A 17,292-nucleotide genomic window follows, 5' to 3' on the forward strand; every position below is an offset into this window, starting at 1 on the left:
ACGTCAGCATCACCGTGAAGCTGATCGCCCCGATCGCCATGGAAGAAGGCCTGCGCTTCGCCATCCGTGAAGGCGGCCGTACCGTCGGCGCCGGCGTCGTCGCCAAGATCATCGAGTAAGCTGAAGTTTTCCGCAGGGGTGTAGCTCAATTGGTAGAGCGCCGGTTTCCAAAACCGAAGGTCGGGGGTTCGATTCCCTCCGCCCCTGCCACCTGAACCAGACCGATCCGGATATCACGGGATGCCGCGGACGCGACGCGGTGACAAGTGACTCTCCGGTTCGAGGTGAGCCAGCCTGATGCAGGTTGCGCAGTCTGATCCGACGCAAGCAAGCGGGCCCGCAGGCTGGACAGCCGGCGGGCCTTGCCGCTTGCTTGACTGTCATGTTTCCAGCGACGCGCGCCACGCGCGTCCTCTGCGTACCGCCCATGGCTTCCACACCTTCCGTCGAGACCGTTGCCACCGGTGGTGACCGCCTCAAGCTGATCGGCGCGGCCGTCCTGCTGCTGGCTGGACTGGTGGCCTACTACGTGTTGGGCACCCAGGCCCTGTGGCTGCGTGTGATCGCGCTGCTGGTGCTGGTGGCTGCCGCCGTGGCCGTCTTCCTGTCGGCCGAGCCGGGCAAGCAGCTGATCGCCTATGGCCAGGATTCGGTCAAGGAGACCAAGAAGGTCGTCTGGCCGACCCGCAAGGAGGCCATGCAGATGACGGGCTATGTGTTCGCCTTCGTGGTGGTCATGGCCCTGTTCCTGTTCCTGACCGACAAGACGCTGGAGTGGGTGCTGTACGACCTGATCCTGGGTTGGAAGCGTTGAAGACGGACCACACGACGATGAGCGAACTCACCCCCCAGAGCGACACCGTGACTGCAGCGCCAGCGGGCCTGCCGATGCGTTGGTACGTCGTGCACGCCTATTCCGGCATGGAGAAGGCCGTCGAGCGCAACATTCGTGAGCGCATCGACCGTGCCGGCATGCAGGCCAAGTTCGGTCGCATCCTGGTGCCGACCGAAGAGGTCGTCGAGCTGAAGAACGGCAAGAAGTCCGTGACCGAGCGCCGTTTCTTCCCGGGCTATGTCCTGGTCGAAATGGCGATGGACGACGAGAGCTGGCACCTGGTCAAGCACACCAGCAAGGTCACCGGCTTTGTCGGTGGCGCGAAGAACAAGCCCGCGCCGATCTCGGAATCCGAGGTCATGAAGATCGTCAACCAGATGCAGGAAGGTCTGGAAAAGCCGCGGCCGAAGGTCGAATGGCAGGTGGGCGAGCAGGTGCGGGTCAAAGAAGGTCCGTTCACCGACTTCAACGGCGCCGTCGAGGAAGTCAACTACGAGAAGTCCAAGGTCAAGGTCTCGGTCACGATCTTCGGTCGTGCCACCGGTGTCGAGCTGGACTTCTCCCAGGTCGAGAAGGTCTGAGCGTTCTGCGCTGGATTCACCTGGTCTGAGATTCCAGGGTGCTGCCCACGTGGTGGTGCCCACGGTGCGACGAATCGAGCACCGGCCGTACGCGACCCCGGCCGGTCACCGCGTCGCCTGCAGGGTCGAACGAGGAGCCGGAGGCCGTCAGGTTTCCGGCGTCTGAACTCGAGGAGCCATCATGGCAAAGAAAATCGTCGGCTTCATCAAGCTGCAAGTGCCGGCGGGCAAGGCCAATCCTTCGCCCCCGATCGGTCCCGCGCTGGGTCAGCGTGGCCTGAACATCATGGAGTTCTGCAAGGCGTTCAACGCCCAGACCCAGGGCATGGAGCCCGGTCTGAAGCTGCCCGTGGTGATCACCGCCTATGCCGACAAGAGCTTCACCTTCGTGCTGAAGTCGCCTCCGGCGACCGTGCTGCTGAAGAAGGCCGCGAAGATCGAGAAGGGCTCCGGCCGTGCGCACCTGGACAAGGTGGGCAAGATCACCCGCGCCCAGCTGGAAGAGATCGTCAAGATCAAGCAGAAGGACCTCACCGCGGCCGATCTGGACGCCGGTGTGAAGACCATCGCTGGTTCCGCCCGTTCGATGGGCCTGATCGTGGAAGGTGTCTGACATGGCCAAGCTGACCAAGAAAGCCAAGGCGCTGCAGGGCAAGGTCGACACCCTGAAGCTGTACCCGTTCGATGACGCCGTCGCCCTCGTCAAGGAGTGCGCGACCGCCAAGTTCGACGAATCGATCGACGTGTCGGTCCAGCTCGGCGTGGACGCCAAGAAGTCGGACCAGGTCGTGCGTGGCGCCGTCGTGCTGCCCAACGGCACCGGCAAGACCAAGCGTGTCGCCGTGTTCGCCCAAGGCGCCAAGGCTGAAGAAGCCAAGGCCGCCGGTGCCGACATCGTCGGCATGGACGATCTGGCCGCCGAGATCAAGGCCGGCAACATCAACTTCGACATCGTCATCGCGTCGCCCGACACGATGCGCGTCGTCGGTACCCTGGGTCAGATCCTGGGTCCGCGCGGCCTGATGCCGAACCCGAAGGTCGGTACCGTCACCCCCGACGTCGCCCAGGCGGTCAAGAACGCCAAGGCGGGTCAGGTGCAGTTCCGCGTCGACAAGGCCGGCATCATCCACGGCACGATCGGCCGTCGCTCGTTCGACGCCGACAAGCTCAAGGGCAACCTGCAGGCTCTGCTGGACGCGCTGAACAAGTCGAAGCCGGCTTCGAGCAAGGGTGTCTACCTGCGCAAGATCGCCGTGTCGTCGACCATGGGTGTCGGCGTGCGCGTCGAAGTCTCGTCGCTGGCGGCCTGAAGCCACTGACCGTCGGTGCCTGCGGGTGCCGGCGCTCCCTGTGCACGAGTCTGGTGCGCGGGGTCGAATTGGTGGGTCGCCTGTCGCTTCGGTGGCAGGCGGGCCATCCAAGACCGCTGGCGGGTCTTCGTGGTCGCCCGTGCCGGACAGCCTGTCCGGCGAGGGTGCTCTTGGTCCCTTAAACCGCCGTGATTCCGGCCTTTGGGTCGGGGTGCGGCCAGCCAGCGCAGATGGCGGTCCCGCCTGGAGGACATCCGTATCGAAGACCCCGGTGCCCCTGGTGCCGGGTGTGGGAAGGACGGAGGGCCTGCAGGGTCTGGTCGCTGCATCCGGGTGTGCCATGCACCCGCGGTTCCCGATGGAACTGTGGTGTCGCTGGCACGTAGAAGTGAGGAGCAGACCTTGAGTCTCAACCGCAACGAGAAGGCTGCCGTTGTCTCGGAAGTGTCGGCGCAAGCCGCCAAAGCCCAGACGCTGGCGTTGGCCGAGTACCGTGGCCTCACCGTGGAAGCCTTGAACAAGCTGCGCGTCGACGCGCGTGCCAAGGGTGTCTATCTTCACGTGCTGAAGAACACCCTGGCCCGCCGCGCCGTCACGGGCACGCCGTTCGAGGTCGCCGCGGAGTCCATGTCCGGCCCGCTGATCTACGGCTTTTCCGAGGACGCCGTTGCCGCGGCCAAAGTCATCGCTGACTTTGCCAAGAGCAACGACAAGCTGGTCATCCGTGGTGGTGCCTACGCGGGCAAGGCCCTGGACGCCAATGGCGTCAAGGCCCTGGCCGCGGTGCCGAGCCGCGAAGTGCTGCTGGCCCAGATCGCCGGCCTGCTGATGTCGCCGGTCCAGCGCATGGCTGGCGTGCTGGCGGCCCTGGCCGAGAAGCGTGGCGAAGGTGCTGCCGAGGCGCCCGCCGCCGAAGCGCCCGCGGCCTGATCGGCCAGACGCCCCCGTCCTGCAATCTTTCCCAATTTCGAGGTAATCCAAATGGCTTTCGACAAAGACGCATTCCTGACCGCTCTCGACAGCATGTCCGTCATGGAGCTGAACGACCTGGTCAAGGCGATCGAAGAGAAGTTCGGCGTGTCGGCTGCCGCCATGGCTGCTCCGGCCGCTGGTGGCGCTGCTGGTGGCGCTGCTGCCGCCGCTGAAGAGAAGACCGAGTTCAACGTCGTCCTGACCGACGCTGGCGCCCAGAAGGTTTCGGTCATCAAGGCCGTGCGCGAACTGACGGGCCTGGGCCTGAAGGAAGCCAAGGACCTGGTCGACGGCGCTCCGAAGAACGTCAAGGAAGGCATCTCCAAGGCCGACGCCGAAGCCGCTGTCAAGAAGCTGGTCGAAGCCGGCGCCAAGGCCGAGCTGAAGTGATCGTGCTGACCGTCCCGCCCGGCCTCGTGCCGGTGCGGTGGCGGTCTGGCGCCCAGCCACCCTCCGGGTGGCAGGTGCGTCCAAACCGAAAGGCTGGTCCCTGGACCGGCCTTTCGCGTTTCAGGATGGTCCGTGCGCGATCGCCTGTCTGACCCCTGGGGCAGGATGGTGGATCGTGCTAGCGGTAAAGTCCTTGGAATGCAAGGGCCCTTCGAAGAACTTTCCGGGATTTCCTGTATCCTGTAGGGTTCTTCCAAGTGTCCTTTGAACCGACTGCAAAGGACCAGTTTGGTCGGACTGGGGTGCAAGGCCCTGGTTGTCCGCCAGCGGCTGGTAGTGGCCAGCCACCAAGCTTCGGGACGTTCCGCGCCAGGCGAGGCGGAACCCGGTTCCCGGTGCCAGTCGCCGACGAGATGACGCCCGGGCCCAGGAGCGCATCATCGACACGGAGTATCCATGGCGCAAGCAAATCCCTACAGCTACACCGAGCGCAAGCGCATCCGCAAGAGCTTCGGCAAGCGCGCAAGCGTGCTGAACGTTCCTTATCTGCTCACCATGCAGAGCGAGGCCTATGTGGCCTTCCTGCAGAAGGATGCCGCGCCCACCAAGCGCAAGCCGGAAGGGCTGCAGGCCGCGTTCCTGTCGGCGTTCCCGATCGTGTCGCACAACGGCATGGTCGAGATGAAGTTCCTTGAATACAACATCGCCAAGCCGCCGTTCGACGTGCGCGAGTGCCAGCAGCGGGGCCTGACCTTCGCCGCAGCCGTGCGCGCGAAGCTGCAGATGATCATCTACGACCGGGAGGCGTCGCCAGCCAAGGTCGTCAAGGAGATCAAGGAGCAGGAGGTCTACATGGGCGAGGTGCCCCTGATGACCGACTACGGCTCGTTCATCGTCAACGGCACCGAACGCGTCATCGTCTCGCAGCTGCACCGCTCGCCCGGGGTGTTCTTCGAGCACGACAAGGGCAAGACCCACAGCTCGGGCAAGCTGCTGTTCTCGGCCCGGATCATTCCCTACCGTGGCTCCTGGCTGGACTTCGAGTTCGACCCGAAGGACATCCTGTACTTCCGCGTCGACCGTCGCCGGAAGATGCCGGTCACGATCCTGCTCAAGGCCATCGGCCTGAATCCCGAGCAGATCCTGGCGCACTTCTTCGCCTTCGACCAGTTCCGTCTGATGGACAGCGGCGCGCAGCTGGAGTTCGTGCCGGAGCGTCTGAAGGGCGAGATCGCCCGCTTCGACATCACGGACAAGGAAGGCAAGGTCCTGGTCGAGAAGGACAAGCGCATCACCGCGCGCCACGTCCGTCAGCTCGAACAGGGTGGCACCCAGTTCCTGTCGGTGCCCGAGGACTTCCTGGTCGGCCGCACCGTCGCCCGCAACATGGTTGACCCGGACACCGGTGAGATCATCGCCAAGGCCAACGACGAGCTGACCGAAGCGCTGCTGAAGAAGCTGCGTGCGGCCGGCATCAAGGAGCTGCAGGCCCTCTACACGAACGAGCTGGACCAGGGCGCCTACATCAGCCAGACCCTGGCCAACGACGAGACCGCCGACGAGCTGGCCGCCCGCGTGGCCATCTACCGCATGATGCGTCCCGGCGAGCCGCCGACGGAAGACGCCGTGCAGGCCCTGTTCGGTCGCCTGTTCTACAACGCCGACACGTACGACCTGTCGCGCGTGGGCCGCATGAAGTTCAACGCACGTGTCAGCCGGGAGACCCCGGACGGCCCGATGACGCTGAGCAACGAGGACATCCTCGACGTCGTCAAGATCCTGGTCGATCTGCGCAACGGCCGCGGCGAAGTCGACGACATCGACCACCTGGGCAACCGTCGTGTGCGTTGCGTCGGTGAACTGGCCGAGAACCAGTACCGCTCGGGTCTGGCCCGCATCGAGAAGGCCGTCAAGGAACGTCTGGGCCAGGCCGAGACCGACGCGCTGATGCCGCACGACCTGATCAACTCCAAGCCGATTTCCGCGGCGCTCAAGGAGTTCTTCGGTGCGTCGCAGCTGTCGCAGTTCATGGACCAGACCAACCCGCTGTCCGAGATCACGCACAAGCGTCGTGTCTCGGCCCTGGGCCCGGGCGGTCTGACCCGCGAACGCGCCGGCTTCGAAGTCCGCGACGTGCACCCGACCCACTACGGCCGCGTGTGCCCGATCGAGACGCCGGAAGGCCCGAACATCGGTCTGATCAACTCGCTGGCCCTGTATGCGCGCCTGAACGAATACGGCTTCCTGGAGACGCCGTACCGTCGCGTGGACGGCAGCAAGGTCACGGACCAGATCGACTACCTGTCGGCCATCGAGGAAGGCAAGTACGTCATCGCCCAGGCGAATGCCTCGCTCAGCGAAGACGGCACCCTGACCGACGAGCTGGTGTCCGCCCGCGAGAACGGCGAATCGGTGCTGACCTCGCCCGAGCGCATCCAGTACATGGACGTGGCGCCGACGCAGATCGTGTCGGTGGCGGCGTCGCTGGTGCCGTTCCTGGAACACGATGACGCGAACCGCGCGCTGATGGGCGCCAACATGTCGCGCCAGGCCGTGCCCGTGCTGCGTCCGGAAAAGCCGATGGTCGGCACCGGCATCGAGCGCGTGGCCGCGGTCGACTCCGGCACCGTCGTGACGGCCCGCCGTGGCGGCATCGTGGACTACGTCGACACCAACCGGGTCGTGATCCGCGTCAATGACGCGGAGACGGTGGCCGGTGAAGTCGGCGTCGACATCTACAACCTGATCAAGTACCAGCGTTCCAACCAGAACACCAACATCCACCAGCGTGCCATCGTGCGCCGCGGTGACCATGTGGCGGCTGGCGACGTGGTGGCCGACGGTGCGTCGACCGACCTGGGCGAGATCGCGATCGGCCAGAACATGCTGATCGCCTTCATGCCCTGGAACGGCTACAACTTCGAGGATTCGATCCTGATCTCGGAGCGCGTGGTCGCCGACGACCGCTACACCTCGATCCACATCGAGGAGCTGGTGGTGATGGCCCGCGACACCAAGCTGGGCTCGGAAGAAATCACCCGCGACATCCCGAACCTGAGCGAGCAGCAACTGGCCCGCCTGGACGAGTCGGGCATCGTCTACATCGGCGCCGAGGTCAGCCCCGGCGACGTGCTGGTGGGCAAGGTCACGCCGAAGGGCGAGACCACGCTGACCCCGGAAGAGAAGCTGCTGCGCGCGATCTTCGGCGAGAAGGCGTCCGACGTGAAGGACACCTCGCTGCGCGTCGACCAGGGCACGTCCGGCACCGTCATCGACGTGCAGGTCTTCACCCGTGAAGGCATCCAGCGCGACAAGCGCGCCCAGCAGATCATCGACGACGAGCTCAAGCGCTTCCGCCTGGACCTGAACGACCAGCTGCGCATCGTCGAGCTGGACGCGTTCGACCGGATCGAGAAGCTGCTGATCGGCAAGACCGTCAACGGCGGCCCGCAGCGCATCGCCAAGGGCACGGTCATCGACAAGGCCTATCTGTCGTCGGTCGAGAAGTACCACTGGTTCGACATCCGTCCGTCGGAGGACGAGGTCGCCAACCAGCTGGAATCGATCAAGAACAGCCTGGAGCAGACCCGCCACAGCTTCGATCTGGCCTTCGAAGAGAAGCGCAAGAAGCTCACGCAGGGCGACGAGCTGCCGGCCGGCGTGCTGAAGATGGTCAAGGTGTACCTGGCCGTCAAGCGTCGCCTGCAGCCGGGTGACAAGATGGCCGGCCGTCACGGCAACAAGGGCGTCGTCTCCAAGATCACCCCGATCGAGGACATGCCCTACATGGCCGACGGCACGCCGGTCGACATCGTGCTGAATCCGCTGGGCGTGCCCTCGCGGATGAACATCGGCCAGGTGCTGGAAGTCCATCTGGGCTGGGCCGGCAAGGGCATCGGCCAGCGCATCGGTGACATGCTGCAGCAGGAGGCCTCGGTGGCCGAGCTGCGCAGCTTCCTCGACCAGCTGTACAACCAGTCGGGTGGCAAGCCGGAGAACCTGAGCGAGCTGTCCGACCAGGAAATCCTCGAGATGTCGCAGGAGCTGACCAAGGGCGTGCCGTTCGCCTCGCCGGTCTTCGACGGTGCGAAGGAAGAGGAAATCCGCGCCATGCTGAAGCTGGCCTACCCGGAGGACGTCGCGGCCAAGAAGGGCCTGACCGAGCCGCGTACGCAGGCCTGGCTGTCCGACGGCCGCACCGGCGAGCCGTTCGAGCGTCCGACGACCATCGGCTACATGCACTACCTGAAGCTGCATCACCTGGTCGACGACAAGATGCACGCCCGCTCGACCGGCCCGTACTCGCTCGTCACCCAGCAGCCGCTGGGCGGCAAGGCGCAGTTCGGTGGTCAGCGCTTCGGTGAAATGGAAGTGTGGGCGCTGGAAGCGTACGGCGCGGCCTACGTGCTGCAGGAAATGCTGACGGTGAAGTCCGACGACGTGAACGGCCGGACCAAGGTCTACGAGAACATCGTCAAGGGCGAGCACGCGATCGACGCCGGCATGCCGGAATCCTTCAACGTGCTGGTGAAGGAAATCCGTTCGCTGGGCATCGACATCGAGCTCGAGCGCAACTGATCGGCTGACAGGAACACAGGAGAAATCACATGAAGGGTTTGCTGGACCTGTTCAAGCAATTCACGCCGGACGAGCACTTCGATGCCATCAAGATCGGCATCGCCTCGCCCGAGAAGATCCGGTCGTGGTCGTTCGGTGAAGTCAAGAAGCCGGAAACGATCAACTACCGGACCTTCAAGCCGGAGCGTGACGGCCTGTTCTGCGCCAAGATCTTCGGCCCGATCAAGGACTACGAGTGCCTGTGCGGCAAGTACAAGCGCCTCAAGCACCGCGGCGTGATCTGCGAGAAGTGCGGCGTTGAAGTCACGCAGACCAAGGTGCGCCGTGACCGCATGGGTCACATCGACCTGGCGGCGCCCTGCGCCCACATCTGGTTCCTGAAGTCGCTGCCGTCGCGTCTGGGCCTGGTGCTCGACATGACGCTGCGCGACATCGAGCGCGTGCTGTACTTCGAAGCCTACGTGGTCGTCGACCCCGGCATGACCCCGCTGAAGAAGTTCAGCATCATGACCGAGGAAGACTACGACGCGAAGCGCACCGAATTCGGCGACGAGTTCGTGGCGCTCATGGGTGCCGAAGGCGTGCAGAAGCTGCTCGCCGACATGGACCTGGACGTCGAGATCGACCGCCTGCGCAACGACATGACCGGCAGCGAGCTGAAGGTCAAGAAGAACAGCAAGCGCCTGAAGGTCATGGAGGCCTTCAAGAAGAGCGGCATGAAGCCGGAGTGGATGGTCATGACCGTCCTGCCGGTGCTGCCGCCCGACCTGCGCCCGCTGGTGCCGCTGGACGGTGGCCGCTTCGCCACGTCGGACCTGAACGACCTGTACCGCCGCGTCATCAACCGCAACAACCGCCTGGCCCGTCTGCTGGAGCTGAAGGCCCCTGAGATCATCGTGCGCAACGAGAAGCGCATGCTGCAGGAAGCCGTCGACTCGCTGCTGGACAACGGCCGCCGCGGCAAGGCCATGACCGGCGCGAACAAGCGCGCGCTGAAGTCCCTGGCCGACATGATCAAGGGCAAGGGCGGCCGCTTCCGGCAGAACCTGCTGGGCAAGCGCGTCGACTACTCGGGCCGCTCGGTCATCACCGTGGGCCCGACGCTCAAGCTGCACCAGTGCGGCCTGCCCAAGCTGATGGCGCTGGAGCTGTTCAAGCCCTTCATCTTCTCGCGCCTGGAGGCGATGGGCATCGCCACCACGATCAAGGCGGCCAAGAAGGAAGTCGAGACCGGCACGCCGGTGGTCTGGGACATCCTGGAAGAGGTCATCAAGGAGCACCCGGTTCTGCTGAACCGTGCGCCGACGCTGCACCGCCTGGGCATCCAGGCCTTCGAGCCCGTGCTGATCGAAGGCAAGGCGATCCAGCTGCACCCGCTCGTCTGCTCGGCCTTCAACGCCGACTTCGACGGTGACCAGATGGCCGTCCACGTGCCGCTGTCCATCGAGGCGCAGATGGAAGCGCGCGCCCTGATGCTGGCGTCGAACAACGTGCTGTTCCCGGCCTCGGGCGAGCCGTCGATCGTGCCGTCGCAGGACGTGGTGCTGGGTCTGTACTACGCGACCCGCGAGCGCATCAACGGCCGCGGCGAAGGCATGATCTTCACCGGTCTGCCCGAGCTGCAGCGCGCGCTCGACAACGGCGCCGTCGAGATCACCGCCAAGGTGTCGGTCATGCTGACCGAGTGGCACAAGGACAAGGACAGCGGCGAGTTCACGCCCGAGACCAAGCTGGTGGACACCACCGTCGGTCGCGCCCTGCTGTCGGAGATCCTGCCCAAGGGTCTGCCCTTCGCCAACATCAACAAGGCGCTGAAGAAGAAGGAGATCAGCAAGCTGATCAACACCTCCTTCCGCAAGTGCGGCCTGAAGGAAACCGTCGTCCTGGCGGACAAGCTGCTGCAGAGCGGCTTCCGTCTGGCCACCCGCGCCGGCATCTCGATCGCCATCGACGACATGCTGGTGCCGCCGAAGAAGCACGACCTGATCGCCAAGGCCGAAGCCGAGGTCAAGGAGATCGAGCAGCAGTACGTCTCCGGTCTGGTGACCGCGGGCGAGCGCTACAACAAGGTCGTCGACATCTGGGGCAAGACCGGTGACGAGGTCGGCAAGGTCATGATGACCCAGCTGTCCAAGCAGAAGGTCATCGACCGCCACGGCAAGGAAGTGGACCAGGAGTCGTTCAACTCCATCTACATGATGGCCGACTCGGGCGCCCGGGGCTCCGCCGCGCAGATCCGCCAGCTGGCCGGCATGCGCGGCCTGATGGCCAAGCCGGACGGCAGCATCATCGAGACCCCCATCACGGCGAACTTCCGTGAAGGTCTGAACGTGCTGCAGTACTTCATCTCCACCCACGGCGCCCGCAAGGGCCTGGCGGACACGGCGCTGAAGACCGCGAACTCCGGCTACCTGACCCGCCGTCTGGTCGACGTGACCCAGGATCTGGTCGTCACCGAGGACGATTGCGGCACCGAACACGGCTTCGCGACCCGCGCGCTGGTCGAGGGCGGTGAGGTGATCGAGTCGCTGCGTGACCGCATCCTGGGTCGTGTGGCGGCCGTCGAGGTGCTGCACCCCGAGACCCAGTCCCTGCTGATGCCGGCCGGCACCATGCTGGACGAGGATGCGCTGGACATCCTGGAGGCCGCGGGTGTCGACGAGGTCAAGGTCCGCACGCCGCTGACCTGCGAGACCCGCTTCGGCCTGTGCGCGAAGTGCTATGGCCGCGATCTGGGCCGTGGCGGCCTGGTCAACACCGGTGAGGCCGTGGGCGTGATCGCCGCACAGTCGATCGGCGAGCCGGGCACGCAGCTGACGATGCGGACGTTCCACATCGGTGGTGCGGCCTCGCGTGCGGCGATCGCCAACTCGGTCGAGGCCAAGTCCGACGGCATCATCGGCTTCAACAGCACGATGCGCTACGTGACCAACGGCAAGGGCGAGCTGGTGGTGATCTCCCGTTCGGGCGAGATCGTCATCCTGGATCCGCACGGCCGTGAGCGCGAGCGTCACAAGGTGCCGTACGGCGCGACGCTGAACATCAAGGTCGACCAGACCATCAAGGCCGGCACGATCCTGGCCAACTGGGACCCGCTGACCCGCCCGATCATCACGGAATTCGCCGGTCAGGCGAAGTTCGAGAACGTCGAGGAAGGCGTCACCGTGGCCAAGCAGGTCGACGAGGTGACGGGCCTGTCCACGCTGGTCGTGATCGATCCGAAGCGTCGGGGTGCGACCAAGGTCGTCCGCCCGCAGGTCAAGCTGCTGGACGCCCAGGGCCACGAGGTCAAGATCCCGGGTACCGACCACTCGGTGACCATCGGCTTCCAGGTGGGCTCGCTGGTGCAGATCCGCGACGGTCAGGACCTCGCCCCCGGTGAAGTGCTGGCGCGCATCCCGGTCGAAGGCCAGAAGACCCGTGACATCACGGGTGGTCTGCCCCGCGTGGCCGAGCTGTTCGAAGCCCGTTCGCCGAAGGACGTCGGCATCCTGGCCGAGCAGACCGGCACGGTGTCGTTCGGCAAGGAGACCAAGGGCAAGATCCGCCTGCAGATCACCGATCCGGAGGGCGGCGTGCACGAAGAGCTGGTGCCCAAGGAGAAGAACATCCTGGTGCACGAAGGCCAGGTGGTCAACAAGGGCGAGCTGATCGTCGACGGCGCGGCCGATCCGCAGGACATCCTGCGTCTGCTGGGTGTCGAGGAGCTGGCGCGCTACATCGTCGACGAGGTGCAGGACGTCTACCGTCTGCAGGGCGTGAAGATCAACGACAAGCACATCGAGGTGATCGTTCGCCAGATGCTGCGCCGCGTGCAGATCGTCAACCCGGGCGATTCGTCCTACATCGTCGGCGAGCAGGTCGAGCGCTCGGAACTGTTCGACACCAACGACGCCCTGCGTGGTGCGGACAAGGTGCCGGCCACCTACTCCGACGTGCTGCTGGGTATCACGAAGGCCTCGCTGTCGACCGACTCGTTCATCTCCGCGGCCTCCTTCCAGGAGACGACCCGCGTGCTGACCGAAGCGGCGATCATGGGCAAGCGTGACGAGCTGCGCGGCCTGAAGGAGAACGTGATCGTCGGTCGTCTGATCCCGGCCGGTACCGGCATGGCCTACCACCAGGCCCGCAAGGTCAAGGAAGAGATGGACGACAGCGAGCGTCGGGCGATCGCCATGCAGGAGGCCGAGGAATTGGCCGCCGTCGAACTGGCCGCCATTGACGCGGCCAGCGAGAGCGAGGCGCCGGCCGCACCGAGCCAGCCCGCCGGCGAGTGATCCCTCAGGGTTCTGCGGCCACGGCCGCGGGGCCTTGACACACTCCCTTCGACACGGGGCGCCTTCGGGCGCCCCGTGTGCTTTCCGGGTCTCAGCCGGCGGTGTTCAGCGGCACCTGCTCGGGCACGACGATGTGGAAGCCGGCCGCACGAGCCTTGCTGGCGAGCTTGAGCACCGCCCGATCGCGGCTCAGCAGCCAGCATCCAGGCTGGCTGCGTGCCAGATCGATGAACTTCTGGTCATCCGGATCGCGGCAGCGCCAGCGGGCGATCTCGTGTGCGCCCCCCGTCGGCGGCGGCGGGATCTCCTGGGCGTACTGGTCAAGCTCGGTCGGCGGTGGCTGCAGCGCTCTCGCCGCCGTCGTCCAGCGACCGAAGTCCCGGTGTGCCAGCACGTGCGAGAGTTCATCGCGCATCGCGGCCGTTCGCAGCCATCGCGCGCGTCCGCCCTGGATGGCCGAACCCAGTGCCAGGCCGATCGGCGACGCGAACAACCACCAGTCCAGCACCACGTTGCTGTCGAGGATCCAGAGTGGTGTGGGCGGCGAGGCCGGGCTTGGCAGGTCATTCATGACGCCACTATAATGTGCGGCTTTTCGGCGGTCAGTGGCCGCGCGTCAGTCCATCAGGCAAAGGCGATGGAAGGGCTGCGCGGGCTCTGGCCCGGCACAGGCCCGGCGACGGGGCGGCGGCATCGGATGCCCGCTGTCCGCGGTCATCGGGTGCTGCCAGATCCGGCGTCGAATCCCGCATGTCATCCGGCACCGCGGGGCTCGGCGCCGTGCGCGCTTCCGGCGCGCGAGGATGCCGAGAAATACGTGACTTCAAACGGGAACAAGTTACCTATGCCCACCATCAATCAGCTGGTGCGCCACGGCCGTGAGGTCGAGGTCACCAAGAGCAAGTCGCCGGCAATGCAGAATTGCCCGCAACGCCGCGGCGTCTGCACCCGCGTCTACACCACGACCCCGAAGAAGCCGAACTCGGCGCTGCGGAAGGTCGCCAAGGTGCGTCTGACCAACGGCTTCGAGGTCATCTCCTACATCGGCGGTGAAGGTCACAACCTGCAAGAGCACAGCGTCGTGCTGGTGCGCGGCGGTCGTGTCAAGGATCTGCCGGGTGTGCGTTACCACATCGTCCGTGGTTCGCTGGACCTGCAGGGCGTCAAGGATCGCAAGCAGTCGCGCTCGAAGTACGGCGCGAAGCGTCCGAAGAAGGCCTGATCGCCCGACGCGTCGTCACTGGCGCATCAAACCCGTGTCACGGCCGGTGTTCACACTGGCGCGTAGATGTCTTGCGGTCCCTGTGCCTCAGGCACGGTCGGCCGAGTAAGCGAAGAGTCACTGGCTCGATTCTTCAGGTCCGCAGTCCGCGTGTCGCCCATTGAAGGGCCGCCGTCCAGGACCAGCTGAAGTTGCAAAGGAAGCACACATGCCACGTCGTCGCGAAGTCCCCAAGCGCGAGATCCTGCCCGATCCGAAGTTCGGCTCGGTTGATCTGTCCAAGTTCATGAACGTCATCATGGAGTCCGGCAAGAAGGCCGTGGCCGAGCGCATCATCTACGGTGCCCTCGACCAGGTCGAGAAGAAGGCCGGCAAGGACGCCCTCGAGATCTTCATGACCGCGCTGAACAACGTGAAGCCGATGGTCGAAGTCAAGTCCCGCCGTGTCGGCGGCGCGAACTACCAGGTTCCCGTGGAAGTTCGTCCCGTCCGCCGCATGGCGCTCGCGATGCGCTGGCTGAAGGAATCGGCCCGCAAGCGCGGCGAGAAGTCGATGGCCGCCCGCCTGGCCAACGAACTGCTCGAGGCCAGCGAAGGCCGCGGTGGCGCGATGAAGAAGCGCGACGAAGTGCACCGCATGGCTGAGGCCAACAAGGCCTTCTCGCACTTCCGCTTCTGATCAAGCGCTAACGTCCACGCCCTAAGGCCGCCTGTTGCGGGTCAACCCTGACCCCGCGGGCGGCTCCTGTATTTGGAGAGTCCATCATGGCCCGCAAGACCCCCATCGAGCGCTACCGCAATATCGGTATCTCCGCGCACATCGATGCCGGCAAGACCACCACCACCGAGCGCATCCTGTACTACACCGGTGTGAACCACAAGATCGGTGAAGTGCACGATGGTGCGGCCACGATGGACTGGATGGAGCAGGAGCAGGAGCGCGGCATCACGATCACGTCCGCCGCGACGACCTGTTTCTGGAAGGGCATGGACATGTCCTATCCGGAGCACCGCTTCAACATCATCGACACCCCGGGGCACGTCGACTTCACCATCGAGGTGGAGCGTTCGATGCGCGTCCTGGACGGCGCCTGCATGGTGTATTGCGCCGTCGGCGGTGTGCAGCCCCAGTCGGAAACCGTCTGGCGCCAGGCCACCAAGTACAAGGTGCCCCGTCTGGCCTTCGTCAACAAGATGGACCGCACCGGTGCGAACTTCTTCAAGGTCGTCGACCAGATGAAGACGCGCCTGAAGGCCAACCCCGTGCCGGTCGTCATCCCCATCGGGGCCGAGGACAGCTTCAAGGGCGTGGTCGACCTGCTGAAGATGAAGGCCATCTTCTGGGACGAGGCGTCCCAGGGCATGAAGTTCTCCTACGAGGACATTCCTGCCGACCTGCAGGCCACCGCCCAGGAGTGGCGCGAGAAGATGGTCGAGGCCGCCGCCGAGGCGACCGAAGACCTGATGAACAAGTACCTGGAAGAGGGTGATCTGAGCGAGGACGAGATCCGTCTCGCCCTGCGTCAGCGCACCATCGCCACCGAGATCCAGCCGATGCTGTGCGGTACCGCGTTCAAGAACAAGGGCGTGCAGCGCATGCTCGACGCGGTGATCGACTTCCTGCCGTCGCCGGTGGACATTCCCCCGGTCACCGGCACGGACGAGGATGATCAGCCGGTCAGCCGCAAGGCCGATGACTCCGAGAAGTTCTCGGCCCTGGCCTTCAAGCTGATGACCGACCCGTTCGTCGGCCAGCTGACCTTCGTGCGCGTGTACTCGGGCGTCCTGAACTCGGGCTCGACCGTCTACAACCCGATCAAGGGCAAGAAGGAGCGCATCGGCCGGATCCTGCAGATGCACGCCAACCAGCGTGAGGAAATCAAGGAAATTCTGGCCGGCGACATCGCTGCCTGCGTGGGCCTGAAGGAAGTGACCACGGGCGAGACCCTGTGCGATCCGGATCACGTCGTCACGCTGGAGAAGATGGTCTTCCCGGAGCCGGTGATCTCCCAGGCCGTCGAGCCGAAGACCAAGGCCGACCAGGAGAAGATGGGCATCGCCCTGTCCCGCCTGGCCTCGGAAGATCCGTCGTTCCGCGTGCGCACCGATGAAGAGTCGGGTCAGACCATCATTTCCGGCATGGGCGAGCTCCATCTGGAAATCATCGTCGACCGCATGAAGCGCGAGTTCAGCGTCGAGGCCAACGTCGGCAAGCCGCAGGTGGCCTACCGCGAGACCATCCGCAAGACCGCGACCGATGTCGAAGGCAAGTTCGTGCGCCAGTCGGGCGGCAAGGGCCAGTACGGCCACGTCGTGCTGACGCTCGAGCCGCAGGAGCCGGGCAAGGGCTTCGAGTTCGTCGACGCCATCAAGGGCGGCGTGGTGCCGCGCGAGTACATCCCGGCGGTCGAGAAGGGCATCATCGACACCCTGCCGAACGGCGTGCTGGCCGGCTTCCCGGTGGTGGACGTCAAGGCCACGCTGACCTTCGGTTCGTACCACGACGTGGACTCGAACGAAAACGCGTTCAAGATGGCCGCCTCGATGGGCTTCAAGGAAGCCATGCGTCGCGCCTCGCCGGTCATCCTCGAGCCGATGATGGCCGTGGAAGTCGAGACGCCGGAAGACTACGCCGGTACGGTGATGGGCGATCTGTCCAGCCGTCGTGGCATGGTCCAGGGCATGGACGACATGGTCGGTGGCGGCAAGATCATCAAGGCCGAGGTCCCGCTGTCGGAAATGTTCGGCTACTCGACCAGCCTGCGCTCGGCCACCCAGGGCCGCGCGACGTACACGATGGAGTTCAAGCACTACGCTGAAGCTCCGAAGAACGTCGCCGACGCCATCATCACGGCGCGCGCCAAGTAAATCTCTGCCGGTCTTCGGTGCCTGCCTCGCTGTGAGGCAGGTGGTCTGGTTGCCCGTGGCCAGGCTTCATCGGAGACCTTAAACCCGCACGGGCGACTGTTCTTTCCCCAAGAGGAATCGAAATGGCAAAAGGCAAGTTTGAGCGGACCAAGCCGCACGTCAACGTCGGCACGATCGGTCACGTCGACCACGGCAAGACCACGCTGACGGCAGCGATCACCACGATCCTGGCCAAGAAGTTCGGCGGTGAGGCCAAGGC

The 17,292-nt window shown here is 65.1% G+C and carries 14 protein-coding genes and 1 tRNA gene; 14 read left to right on the top strand and 1 reads right to left on the bottom strand.

The annotated features are described in order from the left end of the window. From AACH11_RS24490 to rpoC, 10 genes are all read left to right on the top strand, one after another. A partial coding sequence (locus tag AACH11_RS24490) for an EF-Tu C-terminal domain-related protein (protein WP_080380372.1) occupies nt 1-119 on the top strand: 119 nt, incomplete at its 5' end. A 15-nt stretch (nt 120-134) separates the two neighbouring features. After that, a tRNA-Trp gene (locus AACH11_RS24495) sits at nt 135-210 on the top strand. A 217-nt stretch (nt 211-427) separates the two neighbouring features. Further along, nucleotides 428-814 carry a preprotein translocase subunit SecE gene (gene secE, locus AACH11_RS24500; protein WP_341376914.1) on the top strand — a complete coding sequence of 129 codons (387 nt, stop codon included), beginning with the start codon at nt 428-430 and terminating at the stop codon, nt 812-814. Nucleotides 815-831: 17 nt separating this feature from the next. Continuing rightward, nucleotides 832-1,416, top strand: coding sequence for a transcription termination/antitermination protein NusG (gene nusG / locus AACH11_RS24505; protein WP_341376915.1), 585 nt, complete (start codon nt 832-834; stop codon nt 1,414-1,416). Between the two features lie 181 nt (nt 1,417-1,597). Continuing rightward, nucleotides 1,598-2,029, top strand: coding sequence for a 50S ribosomal protein L11 (gene rplK, locus AACH11_RS24510; protein WP_341376916.1), 432 nt, complete (start codon nt 1,598-1,600; stop codon nt 2,027-2,029). Between the two features lies 1 nt (nt 2,030). Next, entirely contained in the window at nt 2,031-2,726 is a 696-nt protein-coding gene (rplA, locus tag AACH11_RS24515) for a 50S ribosomal protein L1 (RefSeq protein WP_341376917.1), read from the top strand. 402 nt (nt 2,727-3,128) lie between these two features. Next, a complete protein-coding gene (rplJ, locus tag AACH11_RS24520; protein ID WP_341376918.1) occupies nt 3,129-3,656 on the top strand; it encodes a 50S ribosomal protein L10 in 528 nt (175 codons plus the stop codon). A 51-nt stretch (nt 3,657-3,707) separates the two neighbouring features. After that, a complete protein-coding gene (gene rplL, locus AACH11_RS24525; protein ID WP_341376919.1) occupies nt 3,708-4,088 on the top strand; it encodes a 50S ribosomal protein L7/L12 in 381 nt (126 codons plus the stop codon). Between the two features lie 456 nt (nt 4,089-4,544). After that, on the top strand, nt 4,545-8,666 hold the full coding sequence (rpoB, locus tag AACH11_RS24530) for a DNA-directed RNA polymerase subunit beta (RefSeq protein WP_341376920.1): 4,122 nt from the start codon (nt 4,545-4,547) through the stop codon (nt 8,664-8,666). Between the two features lie 29 nt (nt 8,667-8,695). Further along, complete coding sequence (rpoC, locus tag AACH11_RS24535) at nt 8,696-12,943, top strand: DNA-directed RNA polymerase subunit beta' (protein WP_341376921.1); 4,248 nt, start codon at nt 8,696-8,698, stop codon at nt 12,941-12,943. A gap of 91 nt (nt 12,944-13,034) precedes the next feature. On the opposite strand, the gene AACH11_RS24540 is transcribed toward rpoC, so the two are convergent. Then, the gene (locus AACH11_RS24540; RefSeq protein WP_341376922.1) at nt 13,035-13,514 is read right to left on the bottom strand and encodes a PIN domain-containing protein; all 480 of its coding nucleotides are present in this window, start codon (nt 13,512-13,514) and stop codon (nt 13,035-13,037) included. 273 nt (nt 13,515-13,787) lie between these two features. Between AACH11_RS24540 and rpsL the strand changes: the two genes are divergently transcribed. The 4 genes from rpsL to AACH11_RS24560 all read left to right on the top strand — a co-directional run. Continuing rightward, complete coding sequence (gene rpsL / locus AACH11_RS24545) at nt 13,788-14,165, top strand: 30S ribosomal protein S12 (RefSeq protein ID WP_341376923.1); 378 nt, start codon at nt 13,788-13,790, stop codon at nt 14,163-14,165. A 208-nt stretch (nt 14,166-14,373) separates the two neighbouring features. Further along, complete coding sequence (gene rpsG / locus AACH11_RS24550) at nt 14,374-14,844, top strand: 30S ribosomal protein S7 (RefSeq protein ID WP_341376924.1); 471 nt, start codon at nt 14,374-14,376, stop codon at nt 14,842-14,844. Nucleotides 14,845-14,930: 86 nt separating this feature from the next. Further along, complete coding sequence (fusA, locus tag AACH11_RS24555; RefSeq protein ID WP_341376925.1) at nt 14,931-17,033, top strand: elongation factor G; 2,103 nt, start codon at nt 14,931-14,933, stop codon at nt 17,031-17,033. A gap of 122 nt (nt 17,034-17,155) precedes the next feature. Further along, nucleotides 17,156-17,292 (top strand): GTP-binding protein (locus AACH11_RS24560; protein ID WP_341376926.1); only part of this gene is annotated, 137 nt, incomplete at its 3' end.

It is taken from the genome of Pseudaquabacterium rugosum (genome assembly GCF_038066575.1).
GTDB lineage: Bacteria > Pseudomonadota > Gammaproteobacteria > Burkholderiales > Burkholderiaceae_C > Pseudaquabacterium > Pseudaquabacterium rugosum.

Bases quoted from the DNA above. Each gene is read 5' to 3' on its own strand.
- rplK (WP_341376916.1), top strand. From the start codon at position 1,598: ATGGCAAAGAAAATCGTCGGCTTCATCAAGCTGCAAGTGCCGGCGGGC.
- rpsG (WP_341376924.1), top strand. From the start codon at position 14,374: ATGCCACGTCGTCGCGAAGTCCCCAAGCGCGAGATCCTGCCCGATCCG.
- fusA (WP_341376925.1), top strand. From the start codon at position 14,931: ATGGCCCGCAAGACCCCCATCGAGCGCTACCGCAATATCGGTATCTCC.
- rpsL (WP_341376923.1), top strand. From the start codon at position 13,788: ATGCCCACCATCAATCAGCTGGTGCGCCACGGCCGTGAGGTCGAGGTC.
- rpoB (WP_341376920.1), top strand. From the start codon at position 4,545: ATGGCGCAAGCAAATCCCTACAGCTACACCGAGCGCAAGCGCATCCGC.
- nusG (WP_341376915.1), top strand. From the start codon at position 832: ATGAGCGAACTCACCCCCCAGAGCGACACCGTGACTGCAGCGCCAGCG.
- AACH11_RS24540 (WP_341376922.1), bottom strand. From the start codon at position 13,514: ATGAATGACCTGCCAAGCCCGGCCTCGCCGCCCACACCACTCTGGATC.
- secE (WP_341376914.1), top strand. From the start codon at position 428: ATGGCTTCCACACCTTCCGTCGAGACCGTTGCCACCGGTGGTGACCGC.
- rpoC (WP_341376921.1), top strand. From the start codon at position 8,696: ATGAAGGGTTTGCTGGACCTGTTCAAGCAATTCACGCCGGACGAGCAC.
- rplL (WP_341376919.1), top strand. From the start codon at position 3,708: ATGGCTTTCGACAAAGACGCATTCCTGACCGCTCTCGACAGCATGTCC.
- rplA (WP_341376917.1), top strand. From the start codon at position 2,031: ATGGCCAAGCTGACCAAGAAAGCCAAGGCGCTGCAGGGCAAGGTCGAC.